Below are 26,386 nucleotides of genomic sequence, written 5' to 3'. Positions count from 1 at the left end.
TTAGAATTGGATAACAAAAATTGGTACAAGCTCCATTTTTCGAGCCATATTTTATCATACCACTTTCTTATTTTTTTCACCTCCTTATTCCCCTATCATCCCCTTTTCCCATTTTTTTCATCCGGATCAAAAATATTGCCTCAAGGAAAAAGTGGAAACCCTTTCGGATTCCCACTTTTCGCATCCTTCTCCTGGCCTTACAACGGAATATTCCCGTGCTTTTTGGCCGGGCGGCTTTCTTTTTTGTTTTCCAACATCTTTAAAGCTTGTTTTAATTTCTGTCTGGTTTCCCGCGGATCGATGACATCATCCACCATGCCGTGGCTGGCCGCAATGTAAGGATTGGAAAACTTCTCTTTGTATTCCCGGATTTTTTCCTGCCGGGTTTGTTCCGGATTTTCGCTCTCTTGGATTGTGCGGGAAAAAATAATGTTGGCCGCTCCTTCCGCCCCCATGACGGCAATTTCCGCACTCGGCCAGGCAAATACCAGATCCGCGCCGATCGCCTTGCTGTTTAAGGCCACATAAGCCCCTCCGAAAGCTTTGCGCAAAATGACCGTGATTTTGGGGACAGTTGCTTCGGAGTAAGCATATAAAATTTTGGCTCCATGCCGGATAATCCCGCGATGCTCCTGGTTGACCCCCGGGAAAAAGCCGGTCACATCCTCAAAGGTGATGATGGGGATGTTAAAGCTGTCGCAAAACCGGATAAACCGGCTTAATTTATCTGATGAATCGATATCCAGACTGCCTGCCATCACTTTGGGCTGATTGGCGGCAATTCCCACCGTCCGGCCGGCAATGCGGCCGAAACCAACCACCAGATTGCGCGCGAATGATTCATGGACTTCCATAAAATCGCCGCCATCGACGATGTATTCAATCACTTTCCGGACATCATACACTTTGGTCTCTTCCACCGGGACGATCTCCGCCAGTTCTTCAATCCAGTCATCCTCATCCTGGTACGGAACCACAGGCGGTTTTTCGCGGTGGTTTTGCGGGAGAAACTGCATGAGGCGGCGGACCTGCTCCAAAACTTCCGGCTCGCTCGGCGCGGTGAAATGGGCATTTCCGCTCACACCGGCATGCACTTTCGCCCCGCCCAGTGCTTCCGGACTGATTTGTTCTCTGGTGACGGCTTCAATCACTTTTGGTCCGGTAATAAACATTTGGCTGGTTTTTTCCACCATAAACACAAAATCGGTAATGGCCGGCGAGTAGACGGCCCCTCCGGCGCAAGGCCCCATTATGACTGAAATCTGGGGAATCACCCCGGAATAAATGGAATTGCGATAAAAAATATGGCCGTATCCATCCAGCGAAACCACGCCTTCCTGAATCCTTGCCCCTCCCGAGTCATTCAAGCCGATGACCGGGGCCCCGTTCTTGGCGGCCAAATCCATCAAGCGCGCAATTTTGAGTGCATGCATTTCGCCCAATGCCCCGCCAAATACGGTAAAATCCTGGGCAAAGACATAAACGTCCCGTCCGTGAATTTTTCCGTAACCGGTCACCACCCCTTCCCCCGGTGCTTGTTTTTGATCCATGCCAAAATGCACCGCCCGGTGTTCCACAAACGTGTTCAACTCGACAAAACTGTCATCATCCAGCAGCAAATCAATCCGTTCGCGGGCCGTTAATTTCCCCTTGTCATGTTGGGACCGGATCTTTTTTTCCCCGCCGCCCATTTCCACTTTGCGGCGCTTTTCATAAAGCTGGTCAATCTTTTGGTACATATTCATGGTGGTTTACTCCTCTCTTTCTCGAGGTTCACAAAGCTCGTATAATACACCGCCGGTTGCTTTCGGATGCAAAAAAGAGATATTCATTTGATGGGCTCCGGGTTTCGGCTGTTCATGAATCAACCGGATCCCTTTCTCTTTTAATTCCGACAGCCGCTGATTTAAATTACTGACCTCCAGGGCGATGTGATGAATCCCTTCCCCTTTCTTTTGCAAATATTTGTAAATTGCGCTGCTTTCTGACAATGGTTCCAATAATTCAATCCGGCTTTCTCCGATCTTAAAAAAAGCCACGCGAACCTGCTCGCTGTCCACCACTTCTTCCCCTTCGTATTCCAACCCGAAAATATCCCGGTACAAAGGAACGGCTTCCTTCAGACTGCGAACGGCAATTCCGATATGGCTGATTTTTTTGGTTTTCCCTTCACTCATGCTGTTGACGCTCCTTTTCGGCAACCAGTTTCCGGATAAAATCCGCTGTCTGTTTCGTCGGGGTCCCCGGTGTAAACACTTCGGCAATGCCTTGCTGTTTCAAAAACTCCACATCTTTTTGCGGGATCACCCCGCCTGCAATGACCGGAATATCTCCAGCGCCTTGTTCTTTTAACAGACGCACCACTTCGGGAAACAATTCGTTATGAGCCCCCGACAAACAAGACAAGCCGACGACATCCACGTCTTCTTGAATCGCCTGGGCAACAATCTGCTCCGGCGTTTGGCGCAAACCGGTATAAATCACTTCCATCCCTTCGTCTCTCAACGCTTGTGCAATAATGAGCGCCCCCCGGTCATGGCCGTCCAACCCGGGTTTGGCGATCAACACACGAATCGTCCGCTTCATTTCAATTTCCCCCTTTTTATCCCGCTCGGTATTCGCCAAAAACTTCCCGCAACACATGACAAATCTCGCCGATCGTACAATACGCTTTGACGGCGTTCAGAATATGAGGCATCAGGTTTTCCGTCCCTTGCGCCGCTTTTTTCAACCGGTTTAACTTTTCCTCCACTTCCATTGCGTTCCGGTTGGCTTTTAATTCCCTCAATTGTTCCACTTGTTGTTTGGCAATGGCCGGATCCACCCGCAACAATTGTGGTTCGGTTTCTTGTTCCAACCGGTAACGGTTCACACCGACCACCACTTGTTTGCCGGACTCGATTTCTCTTTGGGTGGACAAGGCAGCCCGATGGATTTCCTGCTGCATGTACCCTTCCTCCACGGCACGGACCGCCCCGCCCATTTTGTCAATTTTTTCAATATAGCGCCAAGCTTCTTTTTCGATCCGGTCGGTTAACGCTTCGATATAATACGATCCTCCGAGCGGATCCACCGTGTCGGCAACACCGCTTTCATGCGCAATGATCTGCTGTGTCCGCAAGGCGATTCTTGCCGACTCTTCCGTGGGCAGGGCCAATGCTTCATCCCGGGAGTTGGTGTGTAAACTTTGGGTTCCGCCCAGAACCGCCGCCAATGCTTGCAAGGTCACCCGCACAATGTTGTTGTCCGGTTGTTGGGCCGTCAGCGTGGATCCACCTGTTTGCGTATGGAAACGCAATTGTAACGAGCGCTCGTTCGACGCGTTGAAACGCTCTTTCATAATTTTGGCCCAAATGCGCCGGGCTGCACGGAATTTGGCAATTTCCTCAAAAAAGTGGTTATGCGCATTGAAGAAAAAGGACAAACGGGGTGCAAACTGATCCACTTCCAAACCCGCTTCCAGTGCGGCTTCCACGTAAGCGATGCCGTCGGACAAAGTGAATGCAATCTCCTGAACCGCAGTGGAACCGGCCTCCCGGATGTGATATCCGCTGATGCTGATGGTATTCCACTTGGGAACATGTTCCGCACAATATTGGAACACATCCGTAATCAAGCGCATGGACGGTTTCGGCGGGAAGATGTAAGTTCCACGGGCAATATATTCTTTCAAAATATCATTTTGAATGGTTCCTCTCAGCTTTTCGGAAGGCACTCCTTGTTTTTCCGCAACGGCAATGTACATCGCCAGCAATACGCTGGCCGGTGCATTGATGGTCATGGAAGTGCTGACCTGATCCAACGGGATGCCCGCAAACAACCTTTCCATGTCCTTCAGGGAGTCAATGGCCACCCCGACTTTCCCCACTTCCCCTTGCGACATGGGATCATCCGAATCATAGCCGATCTGGGTGGGAAGGTCGAAAGCGACACTGAGTCCGGTTTGCCCCTGTTCCAACAGATAACGAAACCGTTTGTTGGTTTCTCCGGCGGACCCGAAACCGGCGTATTGCCGCATGGTCCAAAGCCGGCTGCGATACATGGTGGGATAAATCCCGCGTGTATAGGGAAACTCTCCCGGCAACCCCGGATCTTCCGGTACATCCGCTTCTGTATAAAGGCGTTTCACTTCAATCTCCGAGGATGTATGAAATTTCTCTTTTCTTTCCGGCGTTTTTTGGAGGAGCCGATCGGTTTTTTCTTGCCAAATTTTCAATTTTTCTTGCTTGGATGATTTATTCATTATTGACAGTCTCCTCTCAAGATATGATAAAACGCTTTCACTTCTTAATATAACAAATATTTATCATCTTTGAATGATTTTTTACGATCGGAAAGAACATGGACATTGGTGACAATGTTGGTTACAATGTAACCTGAGGTAAATTATTTTACAAACGGCCTGAGTTCAAGCCAGGTTTACTTCATTGTTACTCTGGTTGCAGCTTCCATTTGCACCAGTATGTTTTAATTCTGATTTCCATATACTAACGGTTAATGAATCATTCTCAGGTTTATACTGAAATCGACTGGAGTTTGAGAAAGTAGGTGGAATGACGATGGATTACTTTATGGTACCGCTTTTGGTCATCATCAGTATTCTTGCCGTACGCGGAGCATGGTACAACAAAAAAACCGGAAACAAACCCGGCTTTGTGATCGGTGGCATCTTTACATTGGGAGTCGTTGGAGTGACTTTGCTTGCTTTGTATGATTTCTTTATCGGACTCCAATAAAAGCGGTAACAAGGTTTTCATCGGCCCTGGTGAGAACCTTGTTTTTTTGTTCCATCCGAAAAAAAGGCACCCGGAAATGGGTGCCTTTTTTGGTCAACGTCAAATTTGCGTGTCGGGGCCATAGGATTCCAAGCGTTCTTTGACGCGATTCAAGAAACGTCCTGCCACTAGGCCGTCGAGAATCCGATGGTCGAGGGACAAGCAAATGTTCATCATGTCCCGGACGGCAATCATGTTGTTATAGATCACCGGGCGCTTCACGATCGCTTCAAAGGACAGGATGGCTGCCTGCGGCGCATTGATAATGGGTTGCGACTGGATCGAACCGAATGAACCGGTATTGTTCACCGTAAACGTTCCGCCCTGCATGTCGGCCAGTTCCAATTTTCCGTTCCGTGTTTTTTCGGCCAGGTTTTGTACGGCTTTGGCCAGTCCCAGAATGCTCTTTTCATCCGCATCATGAATCACCGGTACATACAAGGCATCATCGGTGGCCGTGGCCATCGAAATATTGATGCGTTTCTTCAGGATGATTTTGTCGTCCGCCCAAACCGAATTGAGGATCGGGTATTCTTTGAGCGCATCCACAACCGCTTTGATGAAGAAAGGCATAAAGGTCAACTTGACGCCTTCGCGTTTTTGGAAGTCATGTTTGATGCGGTTGCGCAATTCCACAAGCCCCGTTACATCCACTTCCATCATCGTCCAGGCATGGGGTGCTTCATGCTTGCTTTGCACCATGCGGTTGGCAATGGTACGGCGCACGCTGGAGACAGGAATCTCGGTATCGCCATTTTCCAGCACAATGCCGGAACCGGATGCCGGTTTGGCAGCGGGTTTGTCTGCCGCGGCTTTGGGTTCGGCCGCTTTTTCCGGAGCCGGTGCTGCCGGTTGAGACGGTTGAGCCGGAGCAGCGGCCCTTCCGGTTCCTTCTTCAATCGCTTTCAGGACATCTTTACGGGTGATCCGTCCCCCTTTTCCGGTTCCGGTCAATTGCGTCAAATCGATGTTATTTTCCTGGGCCAAGCGCATGACGGCCGGAGAATAGCGATGTTTGTTGGAATCCTCTTTTTGTGCGGCCGGTTTTGGTTCCGGTGCTTTGGCTTCTTCCCGGGCGGGAGCGGAAGCTTCTTCTTTGGCCGGTACTTCCGTGCCGCCTTCTTCGCCTGCCACTTCGATGCGGCAAATGAGTTGCCCGACTTCGACGGTTTCGCCTTCTTCAGCAATGATTTCCGCCATTGTTCCTTCATAAGTTGACGGAACTTCGGCATTCACTTTGTCTGTGGACACTTCACAAATCGGTTCATATTTGGCTACAGGATCTCCTGGTTTTTTCAGCCATTTTGCAATGGTGCCTTCGGTTACACTTTCCCCGAGCTGAGGCATTAAAATATCGGTCGCCATTTTGGGAAGAACCTCCTCATCTGGTTAGAATTCTGCTAATTCGCGAATGGCATTTGCAATTTTTTCCGGATTCAACATAAATTCTTTTTCAAGCGGCGGGCTGTACGGCATGGCAGGTACATCCGGACCGCAAAGACGTTTGATGGGGGCATCCAATTCAAATAAGGCTTCTTCGGCAATGACCGCAGAAACTTCCCCGGCAAATCCTCCTGTTTTATTATCCTCATGAATCACGATCACTTTTCCGGTCTTTTTCACCGCATCGAGAACCGCTTCTTTATCCAGCGGGACCAATGTGCGCAAATCCAGGACATGGGTGCTGATTCCTTCTTCTTTTTCCAATTTTTCAGCAGCCTGCAAAGCGTAATGAACCATCAGACCGTAGGTGATCACAGTGACATCGGATCCTTCCCGCTTCACTTCAGCCTTTCCGATCGGAACGGTATAATCCTCTTCCGGAACTTCTCCTTTAATCAACCGGTAACAACGTTTGTGCTCAAAGAACAACACCGGGTCGTCATCGCGGATCGCCGATTTTAATAACCCTTTGACATCATAAGGAGTGGATGGCATCACAATTTTCAATCCGGGAACACCGGTGAACAGCTTTTCCACGCTTTGTGAATGGTACAATGCACCGTGAACGCCTCCGCCGTACGGAGCACGAATCACCATGGGCACATGCCAGGTGCCGTTGGAGCGGTAACGAATCCGCGCCGCTTCACTGACAATTTGGTTATACGCCGGCATGATGAAATCCGCAAACTGGATTTCAGCCACCGGACGCATCCCGTAAGCCGCTGCGCCAATCCCGACTCCGACAATCGCAGATTCCGTCAGGGGCGTGTCCAGCACCCGTTCCGGCCCAAACTGTTCATACAGGCCGTCGGTTGCCCGGAAAACACCGCCGCGCACCCCCACATCTTCTCCAAGCACGAAAACACGTGAATCACGTTCCATTTCTTCCTTCAGTGCTTGTGTCACCGCATCAATATATGAAATGACCGGCATATTCATTCCCTCCTGCTCGATTAGGCATATACATGATCATGAATGGTTTCAGGTTCCGGATAAGGTGCTTTTTCCGCATAATCCGTGGCATCATTCACCTCTTTGGCGATTTGATCCTGAATTTCTTTTTCTTTCTCCTCGGTCAACACACCTTGATCCATCAGGTAATTTTTAAAGACGACCAATGAGTCTTTTTTCTTTGCTTCTTCCACTTCTTCCCGTGCCCGGTAAGTACGGTCATCATCATCACTGGAGTGCGGAACCAAACGGTAGGAAACGGCTTCGATCAATGTGGGGCCTTCTCCCTTCCGGCCACGTTCAGCTGCTTCTTTGACCGCTTTGTAAACTTCAAGCGGATTGTTTCCGTCCACTTTGATGCCGGGGAATCCGTATCCCTCTGCCCGTTTCCACACTTCGCCCCCGGCCACTTGCTTGGAGAGCGGCACGGAAATGGCATATTTGTTGTTTTCCACCATAAAGATCACAGGCAGTTTATGAACCCCCGCAAAGTTGCATGCCTCATGCCAATCCCCCTGGTTGCTGGAACCTTCCCCGCAAGTGGTGAGGACCACATGATCTTTGTTTTCCAGTTTTCCGGCATAAGCGATTCCCACCGCATGAAGCACTTGGGTCGTCACCGGGCTGGAACCGGTTAAAATGCGGAAACGGTGATCTCCATAGTGTCCGGGCATCTGGCGTCCGCCGCTGTTTGGATCTTCTGCTTTGGCAAAGGCAGACAGCATTTGGTCTCTGGCGGTTTGCCCAAATACCAGCATCATGCCCAAATCACGGTAATAAGGGCAGAGCCAGTCTTTTTCGCGATCCAATGCAAACGTAGCCCCCACCTGGATGGCTTCCTGACCTTGACAAGAGATCACGAAGGGAATTTTACCGGCCCGATTCAAAAGCCACATGCGCTCATCCACTTTGCGCGCCAAAAGCATGTAACGGTACATATCCAACACTTGGTCATCGCTTAATCCCAATTCCCGATGGTTCAATTCGCTCATCAAAAAACGCCCCTTTCGTTAACCATGGATCGGTTTTCCGTCAACAGCCATCGCTGCTTCGGCATAAACCTCGGATAATGTCGGATGCGGGTGAATGGTATGGGCAATTTCCCAAGCCGTTGCATCCAATACTTTCGCCAGCCCGGCTTCCGAAATCATATCGGTTGCATGGGGACCGATGATATGCACACCCAGCAAGTCATCAGTTTTCTTGTCGGAGATGATTTTTATGAATCCGTCCATTTCTCCGAATACCAATGATTTTCCGACGGCCCGGAACGGAAACTTGCCGACTTTGACTTCATAGCCTTTCTCTTTGGCCTGTGCCTCGGTCAAACCGATGCTTCCCACTTCCGGACGGCTGTATGTGCATCGCGGAATGGTGAGCGGATCAATCGGATAAACTTCTTTGCCGGCCATGTGTTCCACTGCCAAAATTCCTTCATGCGAAGCCACATGAGCCAACTGATATCCGCCGATGACATCACCAATGGCGTAAATGTGGCTTTCTTCCGTCTGCATGAATTCATTGACTTGAATGACACCTTTTTCCACTTTGATCGAGGTGTTTTGCAAGCCAATGTCATCGATGTTGGCTTCACGCCCGACGGATACAAGGGTGCGGTCGGCCTCCAGTGTTGTCACTTCCCCGCCTTTTTCCACCTGCATGGTCACTTTTCCATCCTGAGCAGTGACGGTTTCCGGCAGCACTTTGGCACCGGTCAGGATTTTTACTTTTCTCTTCTTCAGAAGACGGGCCATCTCCTTACTGACATCCTCATCTTCCAAAGGCAAAATCCGGTCCATATACTCCACAATGGTGACATCCACACCAAAGTCGCTCAGCATGGAAGCCCACTCAACCCCGATAACGCCGCCTCCGATGATAATCATGGATTTCGGAAGCTCTTCCATTTGCAAGGCATGGTCCGAGTTCATGACAAATTGACCGTCAACTTCGAGCCCCGGCAGTGTTCGGGGTCTGGAACCCGTTGCAATCAACACGTTTTTGGGAACCAACATCGTCGGTTCTTCACTGCTGTCCGCGTGCTCCACGGAAATGGTCCCGGGCATCGGCGAGAAAATGGACGGGCCCAAAATGCGGCCGGTTCCGTAATAAACATCCACTTTATTTTTCTTGAGAAGTCCTTCGACTCCTTTATGCAAGGTGTCGACCACTTTTTGTTTTCTTTTTTGCACCCGGTTAAATTCCAGACTGACATCCCCGACAGTGATTCCAAATTCTTCGCTGTTTTTCATGTTATGGTAAAGCTCGGCGCTTCTCAACAAAGTTTTGGTCGGGATGCATCCTTTATTTAAGCAGACGCCTCCCAAGCGTTCCTTTTCGACAACAGCCACTTTCATTCCCAGTTGGGCGGCACGGGCAGCGGCGACATAACCGCCGGGCCCGGCCCCCAATACGACGAGATCATAGTTCTCAGCCATGGACTACCTCGACTCCTTTTTCTATCGGTGGATAATGCTTGGCCTCTTCTTCGCCGCGAACCACACGCAACGTTCCTTCGACCAATGCTTGCAATTCATTTTCTCCAGGGACCACATGCACAGGGGCAATCCAATCCACACGATCTTGGATCATTTTGGTGAAAGATTTCCCGTAGGCCAGACCGCCCGTCAAAATGATGGCATCCACTTGTCCGTTTAACACCGTGGAATAAGCTCCGATTTCTTTGGCCACTTGATAAGCCATCGCTTCATAAATCAAAGCCGCCTTTTCATCCCCGTTTTCAATCATCTTTTCTACTTCGCGGGCATCCGTCGTTCCCAGATAACCCATGAGTCCGCCTTTCCCGACAACCATGCGCATAATTTCACTGGCAAAGTATTTGCCGGAAAAACAGAGAGAAATCAAATCGCCAACCGGCACCGTCCCCGCACGTTCGGGCGAAAACGGTCCTTCTCCGTTCAATCCGTTGTTGACATCAATCACCCGGCCTTCCAGATGCGCACCCACCGTGATGCCGCCTCCCATATGCACAACAATAAAACGGCTTTTTTCATAGGTCATCCCCAATTTTTGAGCAACGCGCCGGGCCACTGCTTTTTGGTTCAAAGCATGGAAAATGCTTCTCCGCTCAATTTCAGGAATCCCGGAAATCCGTGCAACCGGTTGCAATTCATCCACCACCACCGGGTCCACGATGAATGCCGGAATATTCAATTGATCCGCAATTTCTTGGGCAATGATGGCACCCAGGTTGGAAGCATGTGTGCCATATTCCGCTGAACGCAGATCAGCGATCATTTCTTCATTCACTTTGTAAGTTCCGCCCGGAATCGGTCTCAACAACCCTCCGCGTGCGACCACGGCGTCCAGTTTGTTCAAGTTGATCCCTTCGCGATCCAAGGTGTCCAGAATCACCTGTTTGCGAAACGGATATTGGTCAAACATGTCTTTAAACTTTGCTATTTCATTTGGATCATGGCGCAATGTTTCTTCCAAAATCGGTTTTTCGTCCGCAAACACACCGATTTTCGTCGAAGTTGATCCAGGGTTAATTGCCAGAACCCGAATCGGCTCCACCTTCAACACTCCATTCTAATCTGCCTGCAATTTTCCATCCCTTATTTGTTGTTAAAATTGATCAGGTTGCGTTGATCTTGCAAAAATGTGCTTCTTGTTTTGCGCATCATTTCAATCCGTTCTTCCGCCATGCGGTCTGCTGCGAGATAGCTCGGAATGCCGTCCCGTTTTGCGATCTCAAACACTTTCAGGATTTTGTCGTAAATGCCTTCCACTTTTTTCATCGCACGCTCACGGTTATAACCCAGCAATTCATCGGCGACATTGATCACGCCTCCGGCATTGATCACATAATCCGGCGCATAGACGATTCCTTTTTCTTCAAGCATTTTTCCATGGCGCTCTTCTTTCAGCTGATTGTTTGCCGAACCGGCCACCACTTTGCATTTCAAGCGTTCAATGGTTTCGTCATTAATGATCGCCCCGAGCGCACAAGGAGCAAAAATGTCGCATTCCACATCATAGATTTTGTCCGGATGAACAAATTCGGCACCAAATTCTTGCACGGCACGGTCTGCATTTTCTTTGTTGATGTCGGTCACAATCAATTTGGCCCCTTCATTATGCAAGTGCTTACATAATTCGTAAGCAACATGTCCCACTCCTTGAACAGCCACCACTTTGCCTTCGAGTGAGTCATCGCCGAAAGCTTCTTTTGCAGCCGCTTTCATTCCACGGTATACGCCGTAAGCCGTCACCGGTGAAGGGTTGCCGCTGGAACCGAAAGCGGGCGATACGCCTGTCACGTAACGGGTTTCCTCATGAATGATATCCATGTCTTCCACAGTGGTTCCCACGTCTTCCGCCGTGATGTACCGTCCGTTCAATCCTTGGATAAAGCGTCCCAAAGCACGGAACATGGCTTCGTTTTTGTCTTTTCTCGGATCGCCGATGATCACCGTTTTTCCGCCGCCGAGGTTTAAGCCGGCAGCTGCATTTTTGTAAGTCATCCCTCTTCCCAGGCGCAGCGCATCCTCAATGGCTTCTTCTTCCGAAGCGTAAGTCCACATGCGCATACCACCCAGAGCCGGCCCCAGGGTGGTATCATGGATACAAATGATGGCTTTGAGGCCGGACTCTTTATCTTGGCACATGACGAGTTGTTCATAATCATATTTTTCCATGTAATCGAAGATTTTCATCTTTCATTCCTCCTCAATCAGATCATTGGGCTGCTGCTTGCAACACGGCAAGCGCAATCGAATACAGTTTGGATTCCGGCGAATCCGCACGGGAAGTCAATACCACCGGAGCGGCAGCTCCCAGAACAACGGCACCGATTTTACTGTTGGCAAAATACACCATGGATTTGTACAGCATGTTTCCTGCCTCAATGTCCGGCACCAACAAAACATCCGCACGTCCGGCAACAGGACTCTCAATTCCTTTATGTTCCGCTGCTCTCACGGACACCGCATTGTCCAAAGCAAACGGCCCGTCCACCAAAGCGCCTTTGATTTGGCCGCGGCGGTTCATTTGCGCGAGAGCGGCAGCATGAAGTGTCGCGTCCATATTGGGATTTACCACTTCCACTGCACCCAGGACCGCGACTTTCGGTTCGGTATTTCCGAGCGTGTGACAATACCGGATCACATTTTGGGCAATTTGGGTTTTTTCTTTCAGATCCGGAGCCACATTCAATGCCGGGTCGGTGACATGAATCAAGTGGTCATATCCCGGAACTTCAAACGTGGCCACATGGCTCAATACAGCGCCGGTTCTCAAGCCTTTTTCTTTATTTAAGACGGCCCGCAAAAAGTCAGCCGTTTGAACCATCCCTTTCATCACCACATCGGCTTGTTGGTCACGAACGGCGGATACTGCCATTTTTGAAGCTTGCGCGGGGGAATCCGCATGAAAGATTTGCCCGTCATTGATATCAAGACCGATTTGTCGGCTGATCTCCCGGATCTTGGCTTCGTCCCCAAACAACAGGAATTCGGCAATTCCATGTTGCATGGCATCACGAACAGCCTCCAACACATCCTGATCATCGGCTGCTGCGACGGCAACCTTGACGGACGGCAACGATTCTGCTTTTTTTAGTATTTCTCCAAAAGATCTCAACATACTTAAACACCTCTTCATTCCGGCTATTGTTTGAGTCGTCCTTTCCATTCGTCAATGATAGTTTTTACGATTTCGCCGGCCGCCATACTGATATGCAAATGGCGTGCCAACCCCGTCAAAAAATGAAAATCCCGCGATTTTATCAGCGGCTTTTGTTATTTTAGATTTTTTTCGTTTGCAAAAGTGTGCAGATAAAGGAAATTTTTTTCATGCAATTTTTTGCAAAATCAAATCAGATCGTATTTCTCCAGCTTGTAATAAAGGCTTCGGACGGAGATTCCCAGCGCTTTGGCCGTCTCCGTTTTGTTCTTGTTGGTTTTTTCATACACTTTTTTTAAATAATTTTTTTCAAATTGTTGTATAACATCTTTCAACGGTTGAATATCTGTATCACTTTCCAACCGGCCATTTAAGTCTTGTCCCTCTTTTGCCCGGGATAAATCCAAAGGCGGCAAATGTTTTTTCTTCATGACCCTTTCGTTAAACTCCATATTGATCATGGCCCGCCCCAAAACGTTTTCCAATTCGCGGACGTTTCCCGGCCAGGAATATTGATGCAAGGTTTGGATCGCTTCCAGATCAATCTCTTCCACATTCCGTCCATATTCCTGGTTAAACTTTTTAATCAAATGCCGGGCCAAATCCACCAGGTCTTCCTTCCGCATGCGAAGCGGGGGAATATGAATCGGCAATACGTTCAGGCGGTAATACAAGTCCTCCCGGAAGCGTTTTTCCTGAATGGCCTTTTCCAAATACACATTGGTTGCCGCAATCACCCGGACATCAATCGGAATCGATTTGGTACCGCCCACCCGCAAAACTTCTTTTTCCTGCAGCACTCTGAGCAGTTTTGCTTGGGTGCTCGGCTTCAGCTCGCCGATCTCATCCAGAAAAATGGTGCCGCCGTTGGCTTCTTCAAAAAGGCCTTTTTTTCCGCCGCGCCTTGCTCCGGTAAACGCTCCTTCTTCGTAGCCGAACAACTCGCTTTCCAACAAGGATTCGGACAAGGCGGCACAATTCACCCGGACAAACTGGTTGTATTTGCGGTCACTGGCATTGTGAATGGCATGAGCAAACAGTTCCTTCCCGGTTCCCGATTCCCCTCTCAACAAGACGGTCGCTCTGGTTTCTGCCGCTTGCCTGGCCTGTTCGATGCTGTATTTCATCGTTTCGGAACTTCCGATAATGTCATCAAATGTATATTTGGCTTCCAGGTTACGGATAATCCGGCGCGCCCGTTCGAGATCCCGGTTCAGCCGTTTGATCTCGGAAACATCGTGAATAATTCCCACACTGCCTTTCAATTCCCCTTCCATCATGATCGGAGCCACATTGACCAATACTTCTTTCCGATGGGGACCCACTTTTAATTGGACGCCGCGCACCGGCTTTTTGGTCCGGAGCACCTTCATATGCATGCTTTCCCCTTCGGAGATATCCGTATCCGCCGGCTTCCCGATGATGTCTTCCGGTTTCAGTCCGGTTAATCGGGTGTAGGCCGGATTGATCAGTATTCCCATTCCGTTGGTGTCCACGACGGAAATGGCATCTTCCGAGGAATCGATGATGGCCTGCAGCAAGCTTTTCATGCTTTCCAAGTCGATGATTTGTTGGGACATGTTCTTCAGCTCGCTGATGTCCCGGAATACAGAAACCGCTCCGATCACCTTTCCGTCTTGCCCCTTTACCGGCACACGGTTGGTCAATATCTCCATTCCGCTGGGAAGTTTAAACTTTTGATTCAATTCCGCCTTTCCGTTGTTTAAGACCCACTCCAAACGGGATTTGGGGATCACATCTTCGATTTTTTTCCCCAGCACATTGGCGGCCGAGGTTCCGATCATCTTTTCCGCCGCCCGGTTAAACAACGTGATCCGGGCTTCTTTATTCACCGCAATCATTCCGTCATGGGTGGAATCCAAAATCGTTTCCAACTCTTGTTGCCGGCGCTTGTAAGCCATGAACCACTTCTTTTTTTCTTCCACCAGCCGGATCAACAGATCGACCACCGCGCCTGAAATCAACAAGGTGTCTTCATGTTTCAATTCCCCCAGCCGGTCATAAACTTTCGGATCTCCCGTCACTTCCAATACCACATCCGGCGCCGGATCCAGGAAAGGTTCGAATTGTCTTCCTGTGGGAATCCCATGTTTCTCAGCTTCTGAAATCGCAGGAGCGTCAGGATTTACATCAACCACTCCGATCACTTTGACAAAATCAATGGACAACAAGGTTTGCAAGATGGCAATCCCGCCCTGACCGCCTCCCACAATAAGAAACGTTTTCATCGGAATTCCTCCTTCCTCCTTCGCCATTCATCTTATCATATTGTTTCTCTGAAAAGCGGGTGGTAATATCCGCTAACCTGCGCTACTATGTTTAAAGAAGATACAGAAAGGACGGACCGGATTGATGAAACCATCAAAACCTGTGTATGAACGTATCTTGGCCATCATTATCATGTGCATTCCGGGAGCATCGGCCGCATACAGTTGGAAATGGATGCGCGACATATTCCATGATTTTCTGTCCGGCCAACCCTTTGCCTGGCTGCCGTTTACAGGTTCCCTCATCTTATTTCTGGCCAGCATCGCCTTTCTGGGTGGTTTCATTTTTCACCATGACAAAAAAAGAAACCGGCTCAAAAGTCAAAAAGGCAAAATTTCCTCTTAACCTTTTTTGACTGCACAAAAAAGAGGATGAAGGGATTCTTCCCCATCCTCTTTTTGATTTCTGTCCGCCGCATCTTCAGGCTTTATCCAAAAGCCCGGCGGTGGAAGCAGGCTCCTTCTCTTTCTCTTCCATTTTTTTGGACGCTTTGTCTTTTTCAAATAATGCAATCATGCCCGGCAACAGCATGCCCCGGATCAAAAAAGTGTCCAACAAAATGCCCACAGCCACAATGAAACCAAAGACAAACAGAAGCTGTATCGGCTGGGTCATCAATACCGCAAAGGTTGCGGCCAAAATGACTCCGGCGGAGGAAATGACCCCTCCCGTGCTGGCCACGGCATATTCGACCGCTTGCTTGACCGGGTGTTTTTTCCGCTCTTCCTGGAACCTGGACATCAGCATGATGTTATAGTCGATGCCCAGTGCCACCAAGAACACAAACGAATACAACGGAACCCGGTTGCTGATGGAATCAATGCCGAAGAACCACTTGGTCAACAGCATTCCCAGCCCCAACGCGGCCAAAAACGATATCAAAATGGTTCCCATCATGTATACCGGCATTTTAAAAGACCGGGTCAAAACAATCAGGAGCAAGAAAATCAAAATGGTTTCCAACAGGACAATGAGCCACGTGTCCCGGTTATTGATGATACGGTCATCCACTTTGTTGGCGGTTTCCCCGGCAAAGTACAAGTTGCCTTTCAATCCGCTCTCTTTTAAAATCTGCCCCGAATGGTTGACCATTTGTTCCATGGCATCCATGGTTTTCACCGCATAGGGATTTTCGTCAAAAGTCAGCTGAAAACGGACCACTTTTCCGGATTCGTCCGTTCCATTGGGGCGCACCTGGCTGACGAGCGGCTGTTTTTCCAACGTCTGTTGCAAGGAATCCATCTGCGTTTTGGTAACCTTCTCCTCCGCTTCCAACAAAACGGTGGTCGGTGCCAAATCCCCTTTGGCAAACTTTTGCTCCAGCACTTCATACCCTTGGCGCGAAGGCATATCTTCCGGGAACGATTTCATCGTGTCAAACTCATAGTTCAAGTTCGTCAAATAGCTTGCCGACAAAAGGAGAAAAATCCCGATGGCCGCCACAAAAACCCCCGGTTTCTTGACGACCGTATGCCCGATCCGGCTCCAAACGGCGTTGTTTTTGATATTTGCTTCCCCGACCCGGGGCACTTTGGGCCAAAATGCCTTTCTTCCGAAAGCCGCAAACAAAGCAGGAATCAAGGTCACGGATGCCAGCATGACCACCGCCATCGCCGTGGAAAAAGTCGGGGCAAAGTTCCGGTAATCCCCAAACTGAGCAAAGAACAAAACAAGCATGGCGGCCAAAACCGTTCCACCCGAGAAGAAGACCGGCATCCCCGTGCCTCTCATGGCCGATTTCATGGCGGCAAATTTGTCCTCATGCACTTTCAGTTCTTCCCGGAAACGGGAAAAGACGAACAAAGAATAATCCGTGATGGTTGCAAACAAAAGAATTGACATAATCGAAACCGTCTGATTACTGTATACCAGCCCGGCTTTCCCCATCAACCCCAGAATCTGCATCACAGCCTCATAAACAAATGCCGCGGCGATCAGCGGAATCAGGGCCAACAATGGAGAACGATAAATCACAATTAAAAGAACAAGGATTAACCCGATTGTTGAGAAAAGAAGCACCAGATCTGCTCTGGAGAAAAGATCCAGTGTGTCCGCGGCAATTCCGGCCGGACCGGTCACATAAAGCTGAATTTCCGGATGATTCCCGACGGTCTCCAAAACCTGATCCCTTACCTCTTTGATCTCTTTCGTTTCCAGCGATTCATCAAACATGTAAGGAAGGACGGCGGTTGTCTTGTCATCCGAGAAAAATCCCATCATTGCCTGGGGAGGCAGGTTTTGCAGGGGAACGGCAGATTTCAGCCCCTTCAGATCTGCTCCCTCAATTTTCTTCAACAACTCCAAAAGCGTTTCGGCTTTCAATTCACCGTGTTTGGACTGAAAAACAAAAATGGCGGGTGTTCCGTCCTGACGAAAGTACTGATCCAGTTTCTTTTGGGCAATGACCGATTGGGCTTCACCCGGGAGAGAGTCCACTTGGCTCACTTCATAATCTTTTGCCCCCGGAGCAAAAAGGGCGAGCAGAACCACGGCAATCAGCCATACGGCCAACGTGATCCAAACTCCCTTCTTCGTAGTCACACGATCCGTCACTGCTTGCAGAACCTTGTGCATCGCTTATCTGATTTCCCCTTTCCACGAAAAGTAACAACACTGTCACTTTGAATTTAAATTGACACAAGTGTCACTTAAGATCATAAACATTGGTGACACTTGTGTCAATCAAAAAACAATATACGAATTCTTCTCAACGTTTAACCATTCCATAAAAGATGATTTCCTTGATGCTCTTGACCCATTGATCCCATGGAACTTCACTGCGTGGAATGGCCACAGAGTTAAAAATAAATCCCAAGATCAGTTCATCCGGAATTTCCTCTTTCAATACCTGTTCTTTGCGCCCCAATTGGATTAATTGTTGCAAGCGGTCATAAATCATTAAATGGAGTCGGCTTAATTCTTCTTTTTTCTCTTTGACCTTGTTCGTACTTGCTGAAATTTGCTGTCCGATCTCCATAAGTTGATCAATATTTTCGTTTTCAAATAAAAGGTGCAACAGAAATTCAAACTGGGCGAAAAAACCTTGCCTGCTTTCCATTTCATTCAGTTTCATAAGAAACCGATTCATTTCATCAATCATATAAGCCGTAATTAATTCATCTTTATTCTCATAATATTTGTAAATGGTCCCGCGTGATACATTCAAACATTCTGCCAACCGGCTGAGGGTAAAAGCGTCATAACCTTTACATTGAAGAATTTGTTTGGTTTCACGAAACAATTCATCTGTTGAAAACTTGCGTTCCCGAGCCACCCTGTCGCCTCCAATCCATTTTCAATGTCTGATGCAACCATTTATTTTAACATGATTTCGGCCCTTCTCCGTTTTTTCTTTTTCATTCACTGTTTTGGGCGTTTATACATAATGTGGAAAAAAAGCAATTGCGGAGGAGAATGGAGCTTATGTCACTTCCAAATCCGAATTGGTTCAGCCATTGGCACAGGCAATCGCTCATCCCCTTGTTTCAATATTACCGCACCCGGCTGGAGGAGCAATTGCAAGCCACTGCCGACCCCCACAAGAAACAAGCGGGACGGAAGTTGTGGAAGCAAATCTGCAATTTGGAAAAGCAAGTACCTTTTAAAGACCCTTATACCCTTTACCAAACTTTACAGCAACTCATCGCACGATTCCAAAACCTTTCCACGCCCATCACAATTTCTTTTGCTGAAGAAACACCGAAACCGCCGGAATCCCCCAAACCATTGCAAGAACCCCGCGTTCCCGTCGGACAACATCAACTGCCTCCGCTTCCCTATCCCTATGATGCGCTGGAACCGTATATTGATGCGGAAACCATGCAACTGCATCACGACAAACATCATCAAAGCTATGTGGACGGACTGAACCGGGCTGAAAAAATGATCCAAACCGCCCGTCTGGAAGGGGATTTTACTTTGTTGAAGCATTGGGAACGGGAAGCCGCCTTCCACGGTGCCGGCCACTATTTGCACACCATCTTTTGGGAAATCATGAATCCGGAAGGAGGCGGGGAACCGTCCGGCTCTCTCCGAAACCAAATCAATACGGATTTTGGCAGCTTCGAACGGTTTCAGGAACACTTCTCCCGCGCGGCGGAACAGGTGGAAGGAAGCGGTTGGGCCATTTTGGTCTGGAGCCCGAGGGCCCATCGCCTGGAAATTTTGCAAGCGGAAAAACACCAAAACCTTTCCCAGCAAGATGTGATTCCTTTGCTGCCCCTGGATGTTTGGGAACACGCTTATTATTTGAAATATAAAAATAATCGCAAAGCATACATCGACAACTGGTGGAATGTGGTTTATTGGCCGGAAGTAAAAAAACGTTTTTCAACCGTCAGGAAAGTGACCTGGTCCCCTGCTTAAAAAAGGAGGCAATGACTGATGGGCAAAAAAAGAATACATTCGACAAACCGGCAGGAACAACGTCCTGCCAAACCCAAATACACTTCCCGTGCAAACCTTTTTCATCAACAAGTGGTGGCACCGCTGGAAAAAAGATTTCGCCAAGCTTTAAAAGCCCGCCGATATGAAGAAGCCGAATCCCTTTACCGGGAAATCACCGAAGCGAGAAAAGAACACCGGTTATGGATTGACCGTTCCGAAAAAGTACGAATCCGCTGATGAAAAAACCGCCACGATCCAGTGGCGGCTTACCCGACTTTATGTTCAATGCGTAATTTATCGGCAACCATGGCGATAAATTCACTGTTTGTCGGTTTTGCTTTGGTCACGTTAATCGTATAACCGAACAGCTCCCGGATGGAATCCATGTTCCCACGGCTCCAAGCCACTTCGATCGCATGGCGGATCGCCCGTTCCACACGGCTCGGAGTCGTGTTGTATTTTTTGGCAATCCGGGGATACAGCGACTTGGTGATCGCCCCGAGCAACTCCACTTCATTGTAAACCATGGAAATGGCTTCACGTAAATACAGATACCCCTTGATATGGGCCGGGACACCGATCTCATGAATCACATTGGTGATATTGGCATCCAAATTATTGACTTTTTGTCCGGAGGACGCTTTTCCCGACGGGGCGGAAGAGCCGGATTTCACCAGTGCCGGCTTGGAAGCAATGCCTTTCATCTGCCGGATCCGGTGGGTCAACACATCCAGATCAAACGGCTTTAATATGTAATAGGAAGCTCCCAGTTCCACTGCCCGGTGCGTGATGTTCTCCTGGCCAAATGCCGTGAGCATGATCACTTTCGGATCAAACTCCAGATCCATTTGCTGGAGCTGTTCCAATACGCCAAGTCCGTCCAAATGAGGCATGATAATATCCAAGATCAAAACATCGGGAATTTCCTGTTTCAACATTTCAATGACTTCGCCCCCGTGGTGGGCCACACCGATCACTTCAATATCTCCCTGTCCGTTCAAATGTTCTTTAAGCAAATCGGCAAATTCCCGATTATCATCCGCTAGGATCACTCGGATTTTATTCAATGGAAGACCCTCCCAATCGTCCAAAACAGTTTATTTTTTCCATTCGACAAAGAATCAAAACTTCCTGCATTCCGTCTTTTGCTGAGGGCATAATTTTTAAGAAAATAAAAAAATATACAGTTTCATAAAACGAATTCGGTGTAAAACCACGAAAAAGTTGCATATTAAAATTAGAAAGGAGTGAACCGCTTTGAAAAAAACGTCCAACTCCAGCTTGGAACAAAAGAAAAAAGCCGGGAAAACCAAACAGCAAAACAAAACCGAAACCGAATTTGCCGCCGGCTTTGGAAACAAAAAGCTGGAAGGGCCGGACCGTCCGTCAACTTAATTCACTCACCGAAAAACTGGGATTTATCTTCCCGGTTTTTTTTATTTCCAAACTTATAGATTGAAAAACAAGTATATTCAAATAAATACAATTATTGTTATAAAGATTGATTCATCTTTAAATTTCTTTTAACATATTATTTGTCGTTTATTTACTAGATCAATTAATAAATAGTCATAAACATTTATAATCATGTCAATTTTTGCGAGGTGATTGAATGAAAAAGGTCAAAATCAGTCTGGCATGGCAAATATTTATCGGGCTTATCTTGGGAATCATTGTCGGAGCCGTTTTCTTCGGCAATCCGAATATCGAAAAATATCTGCAACCCATTGGCGACATTTTCTTGCGCCTCATTAAAATGATTGTCATCCCCATTGTCATTTCCAGCATCATTGTCGGCGTTGCCGGTGTCGGTGACATCAAAAAACTGGGGAAACTCGGTGGAAAAACCATTCTTTATTTCGAAATCATCACCACCATCGCCCTGCTGGTTGGTTTGCTCGCCGCCAATGTGTTTCAACCGGGTAAGGGCATTGACATGCAATCCATCGAGCAAACCGATATCAGCCAATATCAAGAAACCACGAAAGAAACAGAAGAACACGGGTTCATTGACACCATCGTCCAAATCGTCCCGGAAAACTTGTTTGCGGACATTGTGGAAGGCGACATGTTGGCCATCATCTTCTTCTCCGTCATGTTTGGCCTCGGGATCGCCGCGATCGGTGAAAAAGGAAAACCCGTGCTCAAGTTTTTCCAAGGAACCGCCGATGCCATGTTTTATGTCACCAATACCGTCATGAAATTTGCTCCATTTGGCGTCTTTGCCCTGATCGGGGTCACGGTTTCCAAATTTGGAATCGAATCCTTGATTCCTTTGAGCAAACTGGTGATCTTGGTTTATGCGGCCATGATTTTTTTCATTGTCGTTGTCTTGGGGCTTACCGCGAAAATCGTCGGGGTCAACATTTTCCATTTGGTCAAGATCCTAAAAGACGAATTGATTCTGGCTTACTCCACTTCCAGCTCGGAAGCCGTTTTGCCAAAATTGATGGAGAAAATGGAGCGGTTTGGCTGCCCGAAAGCGATCACTTCGTTTGTCATTCCAACCGGTTATTCGTTTAATCTGGATGGTTCCACGCTGTATCAAGCCATTGCCGCCATTTTCATCGCCCAGATGTATGGCATTGATTTAACCATCACCCAACAGGTCACCCTTTTGCTCACACTCATGATAACCTCCAAAGGAATTGCCGGAGTTCCGGGAGTTTCCTTCGTGGTCTTGTTAGCCACCTTGCATGTTGTCGGCATCCCGGCAGAAGGATTGGCATTCATCGCCGGCGTCGACCGCATTATGGACATGATGCGTACGGTTGTCAACGTCATGGGCAATTCTTTGGCATCGGTCGTCATGTCCAAATGGGAAAAACAATTTAACGAACAAAAAGCCAAAGACTATCTGGAAGAAATCAAAAATGCCGCCTGAGACTGCTGCGTTTCAAACAGCAGTCTTTCTCATTGATTGAAACGACTCATAACATAACACCTTCCCCTCCCCCTTGCAATCTCCATCCGACAGCATCTGACCGTAAAAGATGCAATTTAAACTCCATGGAATGAAATTATGAATGACTTTATCTGATTTACTCCTTTTTTATAGATTTCCTTCCTGATTTCTTCGCTCATCACTACCCTTCCAAGACAAAATATACTAATATAAAAAAATATGTTGAAAAAAATTTGTATTTTTCCCTTAAACCATCCATTTCAAGCGCCTTTAAAAAAGAATTAACAATATAGACAAGATTGCGTTAAATCGAATATTACAAAAACAAGTATAATTGGCTATGATTTATGATTATTTACATAGGTTGTAAACCGTAAACCGGTTTGCAAATAAATCGAAATATTGCTTAAACAGAGTGAACCCCCGGGTTCATTCTGTCTGTTATGACAGCCATGAAATCACATCCAAAGAAAGGAAGGTGAATCTGTTACGGAAAACAAATCACATACATAGCTTGCGTCAGGGGAAGGAAATGGTTTAAAGCCAGACCTTCTGCTTTTGTTTTCCGTAACCGTGTGTATGCGTCACATGCGAAAAAACATGACCCACCGCCTCCTGATGGCAATCATCTGCATGATGATCGGAATGGTCATTCCATTGTCACCGGCGATTTCCCACGCTGAAGGAGGCGGCATCAACGTTCCTTCGGTCGATGACCATTTTTACAAGCCGAAGGAAGGGCCGAAACCGGAAGAGCAAAAAAAGATCAACGATGAAAACACCAAAGTGGAAACACCGGAGCAAAAACAACAACCGCAATCCAAAAACGAAAAGAAAAACGACGGTCCGGATCCCTGGACAGTCATGAAATTTGTGATCAATGACTTTTTCAAAGAACAAGCCGCTTCCATTGAACCTTATATATACAATCCAATTGATGAAATCTCCCCCAAAGGAGCCGTTTACGGCAACATAGTGAAAATCCCGCGGTCAGCCATGGGAAACTTGGTTTTTAAAGATGGGTCCGCCGGGAAAATCTTTATTGATACTTGGGATGGGGCAGAAAAGGGCAAAGAAGTTTGGGATAAATATAAAGATTTGAGAACCATTCAAAGTTTAGAAAGACAATTAGTTTCAGCAAATACATCTTTAACACAGGCTGCAGAAATTCAAAGTCAAATCGGGAAACTCAGTTCCGTTTCTAAATTGTCCAAAGGTCTCGGCTGGGTTGGCATTGGTGTTGCCGCTATCGATACAGGAAATAATCTGATTGACACCTACAAAAATTGGAAAGCCGGCAAAGGTGCCGAAGCCCGGGATGCAGCCATCAAAGCTGTGGGAAGTTTCGGTGAAGGTCTGATTTCGGCAGGAGCCTTGATGGGACCCACTCCTTGGGGAATCGGTTTAGCCGCTGCCGGTACGGTATTATGGGCTGGAAGTGCCATTTGGACCCATCGGGAAGGCATCAAAAAGATGGCACAAGGAGCCGTTGATTTGGCGAAAAAAGGGGTTAACGCCGTGAAGAATGGTGTAAAATCGGCTTGGAACAAACTTTTCGGTTAAACAAAGGAGGGCTAAAACAATGAATTTGGAAGAATTAAAAGGCAGACCCAATCCGGAACCACCGGAATTGATTAAAACTGTGGCAAAAGGCTACTTAAAAGATGGAGAACAATTTAATATATTCCCCCAAAAGGCGGTTATAAATGATGAAGCATTCTATTTTGCAACTTACAGCTATTCTAAAGAAAATATAACTGGCTTTTTAATTGTTAAAGAAGATGGTACTTTACCTCTTCATAAGGATTGTATAGATGTTTATCTTTATCTTTCCGGAGTTGAAACCGGACTGACAAATGTTCTTGCCTATGGCTCCGACTGGTCCAAAAGACCGATGGGGGTGTGGAAAAAGTTGCAATCCCTGTTGGATTCTTTTGCAGATACGGTCCATGCTTCCAATGATCCCGCTTTTCAAAAGGGATATGATGTCTTTTGTTCCATCCCCAATACCATGTTTGAAACACAGGATCAGCTGAAAGAAGTCGTGGAAAACGCAAAAAAATATTACACTGAATTGACGACAGATTATGTTGTTACAAAAGAATTCCACGATAAAGTGGACGAAAATTACCGTCTTATGATGGAGAATATGAAAAAACAATTTGAAGTGCAGATTGAAACGGAAGAAGAACGGACAAAATTCATGAAGCAACTAAAAGCATCCATTTCTTTTCTGGATCTCTCGAAAAAATTTTCCTATATGCGGCTGAATAAACTGCATAAATGGCTGAATGCCGATCAAGCAACAATGATGGAGTACGAAAAATTCAAAGCAGATGTTTCAAGAGAAAAATCCAGTGAATCAAAAAGGAAAGAACAAATAGAAAGTATTCGCAACCCCAGAGACTAAATGTTGAAGGAGGACAAAATGCTCATTCGGGATTCGTTTCAACTGTATCGCGAAGAATTTGGCAAGATTTTAATGCTGGGTTTGATCGTGATCGTTCCAATCCAGTTTCTGTGTATACTCATCAACAACTATTTATATTTCTATTATTGGTTACCTCAGATTCATATCGCTGATTTGTTCTACGGCATCAATATGTTGATTGCCGGATCACTGGTCCAAATTCCCTTTATCAAGATCTTGGACAGTTACCGGAAACGGGAATACATTGAGTTTTCGAGTGCATACGGGAGCTTTTGGCAATATGGTTTTGTCGTTTTTGTGATGTCCGTTCTCTATACTTTGGGAGTGGTCACCGGAACTATCCTTCTGCTTATCCCGGGATTTGTTTTGATGGTTCTGTTTAATGCCTTCCCGTTTGCCGTGGTCCTGGACGAAAAAAAATGGTGGGAAGGCTTCAAGCAAGCCTTTCAATTTGGCAAAAGCAATTTCTGGAAACTGTGTGGTATTATTTTTGGCTTCTTGATCGTGGAGCTGGCTGTCGAGTGGATCGTCCAATCGATCACATTCTTATTCACCGACCGCTACCTCGTGGTGGCATCCGTGGTCATGCTGGTCAATATGTTGTTTGTTCCGCTTGTCACTTTTGCCACCGGCTTGTTATACCAAGATTGGAAAGAACAACCCGACTCAGCAATTTGAAGCCAAATTCAAAGGCAAGATTCCGAAAATGGATTCTTGCCTTTTTTTTCTTGTTGGTTTGCTCTTTGTTTGTATAAAAGTATTTTGAATTAGAATTTTTTTATATAAAAAAGCAGGTTTTCCCTCCTTTGTAGCCAATTATATAGTCAGAATATTTTTATAAGGAGGGTTTTTCTTGGCCAAAAAATTGGTAGTCCTCAGTTTGTTTGTGGTCACCCTGCTGGCATGGACTCCGGCCTTTGCTTACAATTTGTGGGGTTACAGATGGTCAAGCAGCAATATTACGTATGAATGCGATATGGGAGGCGACTATACGACACAGTGCGAAAACGGCGCTGCGGAATGGAGCAGCCGGACGGATGTAAATCTCAGTTACGGAGGGTCCAGTGCCGGGATTCGCACGGAGGCCGGCAATTATGGAAATGTTTCCTGGAGCGGCCTTTGCACCGTTACTTCCGCTTCAGGCAGCACGGTTTACCAAATGGATATTTCCATCAACCGTTATTATACCGACAGTTATTCCTCTCAGGTTCGAAAAGGAGTCATCACGCACGAACTGGGGCATGCGATCGGTCTTGCCCATGAAGACCGGCTGGGACCCGGTGGAGCAGTCATGTACAGCAATGACGGGAGAACGGTTTATTCCCCGACCCAGGATGACATCAGCGGAGTGAATGCCATTTATTAATTTTTAAGGAGGTTTATTTATGCTGAGGAAGTCCAAACACCTTCTTTATTCCATCGGGATCACAAGTCTTGCTTTGTTGACGGCGGCCGGGATCTATGTTTCTTTCTTCCAACCGAAAGAGGTGGAAGTGGGTGTGTCCTTGAACAAAATGTATTCCAGTGTGAAAGAAATGCAGCAAGAAGCTGATTTAATCG

Annotated in this window: 25 protein-coding genes; 10 read left to right on the top strand and 15 right to left on the bottom strand. The window is 47.3% G+C overall.

Annotated elements, in window-relative coordinates:
* Positions 1–197: 197 nt before the first annotated feature.
* From I8U21_RS09985 to I8U21_RS09970, 4 genes are read right to left on the bottom strand one after another with little or no spacing between them, the layout of a single operon-like run.
* Complete coding sequence (locus I8U21_RS09985; protein WP_181731836.1) at positions 198–1,739, bottom strand: acyl-CoA carboxylase subunit beta; 1,542 nt, start codon at positions 1,737–1,739, stop codon at positions 198–200.
* Between the two features lie 12 nt (positions 1,740–1,751).
* Entirely contained in the window at positions 1,752–2,177 is a 426-nt protein-coding gene (mce, locus tag I8U21_RS09980) for a methylmalonyl-CoA epimerase (RefSeq protein WP_181731661.1), read from the bottom strand.
* The gene (locus I8U21_RS09975) at positions 2,170–2,586 is read right to left on the bottom strand and encodes a cobalamin B12-binding domain-containing protein (RefSeq protein ID WP_181731662.1); all 417 of its coding nucleotides are present in this window, start codon (positions 2,584–2,586) and stop codon (positions 2,170–2,172) included. Before I8U21_RS09975 ends, mce begins: the two co-directional genes overlap by 8 nt.
* Before the next feature lie 16 nt (positions 2,587–2,602).
* A complete protein-coding gene (locus I8U21_RS09970; protein ID WP_198053822.1) occupies positions 2,603–4,243 on the bottom strand; it encodes an acyl-CoA mutase large subunit family protein in 1,641 nt (546 codons plus the stop codon).
* A 316-nt stretch (positions 4,244–4,559) separates the two neighbouring features.
* Between I8U21_RS09970 and I8U21_RS09965 the strand changes: the two genes are divergently transcribed.
* Positions 4,560–4,736 carry a hypothetical protein gene (locus tag I8U21_RS09965; RefSeq protein ID WP_156097763.1) on the top strand — a complete coding sequence of 59 codons (177 nt, stop codon included), beginning with the start codon at positions 4,560–4,562 and terminating at the stop codon, positions 4,734–4,736.
* 99 nt (positions 4,737–4,835) lie between these two features.
* Here the strand turns inward: I8U21_RS09965 and I8U21_RS09960 are convergent, their stop codons facing one another.
* The 8 genes from I8U21_RS09960 to I8U21_RS09925 form a co-directional block, all read right to left on the bottom strand.
* Positions 4,836–6,140 carry a dihydrolipoamide acetyltransferase family protein gene (locus tag I8U21_RS09960; protein ID WP_181731664.1) on the bottom strand — a complete coding sequence of 435 codons (1,305 nt, stop codon included), beginning with the start codon at positions 6,138–6,140 and terminating at the stop codon, positions 4,836–4,838.
* A 24-nt stretch (positions 6,141–6,164) separates the two neighbouring features.
* Entirely contained in the window at positions 6,165–7,151 is a 987-nt protein-coding gene (locus tag I8U21_RS09955; protein ID WP_181731665.1) for an alpha-ketoacid dehydrogenase subunit beta, read from the bottom strand.
* 20 nt (positions 7,152–7,171) lie between these two features.
* Positions 7,172–8,161, bottom strand: a complete 990-nt coding sequence (locus tag I8U21_RS09950; protein WP_037997459.1) for a thiamine pyrophosphate-dependent dehydrogenase E1 component subunit alpha — start codon at positions 8,159–8,161, stop codon at positions 7,172–7,174.
* An 18-nt stretch (positions 8,162–8,179) separates the two neighbouring features.
* Complete coding sequence (gene lpdA, locus I8U21_RS09945) at positions 8,180–9,607, bottom strand: dihydrolipoyl dehydrogenase (RefSeq protein ID WP_181731666.1); 1,428 nt, start codon at positions 9,605–9,607, stop codon at positions 8,180–8,182.
* Positions 9,600–10,712: a butyrate kinase gene (gene buk, locus I8U21_RS09940; RefSeq protein WP_181731837.1), complete on the bottom strand. Its 1,113-nt coding sequence runs from the start codon at positions 10,710–10,712 to the stop codon at positions 9,600–9,602. The genes lpdA and buk overlap by 8 nt, the downstream gene beginning before the upstream one ends.
* A 35-nt stretch (positions 10,713–10,747) precedes the next feature.
* Entirely contained in the window at positions 10,748–11,848 is a 1,101-nt protein-coding gene (locus I8U21_RS09935) for a Leu/Phe/Val dehydrogenase (protein ID WP_181731667.1), read from the bottom strand.
* A 22-nt stretch (positions 11,849–11,870) separates the two neighbouring features.
* Positions 11,871–12,776 (bottom strand): phosphate butyryltransferase, encoded by a 906-nt coding sequence (ptb, locus tag I8U21_RS09930; protein WP_198053821.1) that lies wholly within the window; start codon positions 12,774–12,776, stop codon positions 11,871–11,873.
* Between the two features lie 227 nt (positions 12,777–13,003).
* Positions 13,004–15,064: a sigma-54 interaction domain-containing protein gene (locus I8U21_RS09925; protein WP_181731669.1), complete on the bottom strand. Its 2,061-nt coding sequence runs from the start codon at positions 15,062–15,064 to the stop codon at positions 13,004–13,006.
* A gap of 124 nt (positions 15,065–15,188) precedes the next feature.
* Between I8U21_RS09925 and I8U21_RS09920 the strand changes: the two genes are divergently transcribed.
* Positions 15,189–15,449, top strand: a complete 261-nt coding sequence (locus tag I8U21_RS09920; RefSeq protein ID WP_181731670.1) for a DUF2627 domain-containing protein — start codon at positions 15,189–15,191, stop codon at positions 15,447–15,449.
* 75 nt (positions 15,450–15,524) lie between these two features.
* Here I8U21_RS09920 and I8U21_RS09915 read toward each other — a convergent pair whose 3' ends face one another.
* Entirely contained in the window at positions 15,525–17,678 is a 2,154-nt protein-coding gene (locus I8U21_RS09915) for an MMPL family transporter (RefSeq protein ID WP_198053820.1), read from the bottom strand.
* 133 nt (positions 17,679–17,811) lie between these two features.
* Positions 17,812–18,378, bottom strand: coding sequence for a TetR/AcrR family transcriptional regulator (locus I8U21_RS09910; RefSeq protein ID WP_198053819.1), 567 nt, complete (start codon positions 18,376–18,378; stop codon positions 17,812–17,814).
* Positions 18,379–18,527: 149 nt separating this feature from the next.
* On the opposite strand from I8U21_RS09910, the gene I8U21_RS09905 reads away from it, so the two are divergent.
* Entirely contained in the window at positions 18,528–19,469 is a 942-nt protein-coding gene (locus I8U21_RS09905) for a superoxide dismutase (RefSeq protein WP_232337604.1), read from the top strand.
* Between the two features lie 18 nt (positions 19,470–19,487).
* On the top strand, positions 19,488–19,727 hold the full coding sequence (locus tag I8U21_RS09900; RefSeq protein ID WP_181731674.1) for a hypothetical protein: 240 nt from the start codon (positions 19,488–19,490) through the stop codon (positions 19,725–19,727).
* A 29-nt stretch (positions 19,728–19,756) separates the two neighbouring features.
* Here I8U21_RS09900 and spo0A read toward each other — a convergent pair whose 3' ends face one another.
* Positions 19,757–20,557, bottom strand: coding sequence for a sporulation transcription factor Spo0A (gene spo0A, locus I8U21_RS09895; protein WP_181731675.1), 801 nt, complete (start codon positions 20,555–20,557; stop codon positions 19,757–19,759).
* Positions 20,558–20,747: 190 nt separating this feature from the next.
* Between spo0A and I8U21_RS09890 the strand changes: the two genes are divergently transcribed.
* The 6 genes from I8U21_RS09890 to I8U21_RS09865 all read left to right on the top strand — a co-directional run bounded on the left by I8U21_RS09890 (position 20,748) and on the right by I8U21_RS09865 (position 26,192).
* Positions 20,748–20,885 (top strand): hypothetical protein, encoded by a 138-nt coding sequence (locus tag I8U21_RS09890; RefSeq protein ID WP_181731852.1) that lies wholly within the window; start codon positions 20,748–20,750, stop codon positions 20,883–20,885.
* A 217-nt stretch (positions 20,886–21,102) separates the two neighbouring features.
* Positions 21,103–22,374, top strand: coding sequence for a glutamate/aspartate:proton symporter GltP (gene gltP / locus I8U21_RS09885; RefSeq protein ID WP_198053817.1), 1,272 nt, complete (start codon positions 21,103–21,105; stop codon positions 22,372–22,374).
* Between the two features lie 609 nt (positions 22,375–22,983).
* Positions 22,984–23,958, top strand: a complete 975-nt coding sequence (locus tag I8U21_RS09880; RefSeq protein ID WP_198053816.1) for a hypothetical protein — start codon at positions 22,984–22,986, stop codon at positions 23,956–23,958.
* Positions 23,959–23,977: 19 nt separating this feature from the next.
* On the top strand, positions 23,978–24,805 hold the full coding sequence (locus I8U21_RS09875) for a BAR domain-containing protein (protein ID WP_121874033.1): 828 nt from the start codon (positions 23,978–23,980) through the stop codon (positions 24,803–24,805).
* An 18-nt stretch (positions 24,806–24,823) separates the two neighbouring features.
* Entirely contained in the window at positions 24,824–25,504 is a 681-nt protein-coding gene (locus I8U21_RS09870; RefSeq protein ID WP_198053815.1) for a DUF7847 domain-containing protein, read from the top strand.
* 175 nt (positions 25,505–25,679) lie between these two features.
* On the top strand, positions 25,680–26,192 hold the full coding sequence (locus I8U21_RS09865; RefSeq protein WP_049719950.1) for a M57 family metalloprotease: 513 nt from the start codon (positions 25,680–25,682) through the stop codon (positions 26,190–26,192).
* The last annotated feature ends 194 nt before the right edge of the window (positions 26,193–26,386 follow it).

The sequence above is a fragment of the Thermoactinomyces sp. CICC 23799 genome, from assembly GCF_016055145.1.
Lineage (GTDB): Bacteria > Bacillota > Bacilli > Thermoactinomycetales > Thermoactinomycetaceae > Thermoactinomyces > Thermoactinomyces intermedius.
This window is presented reverse-complemented; position numbering and strand designations above follow the sequence as displayed.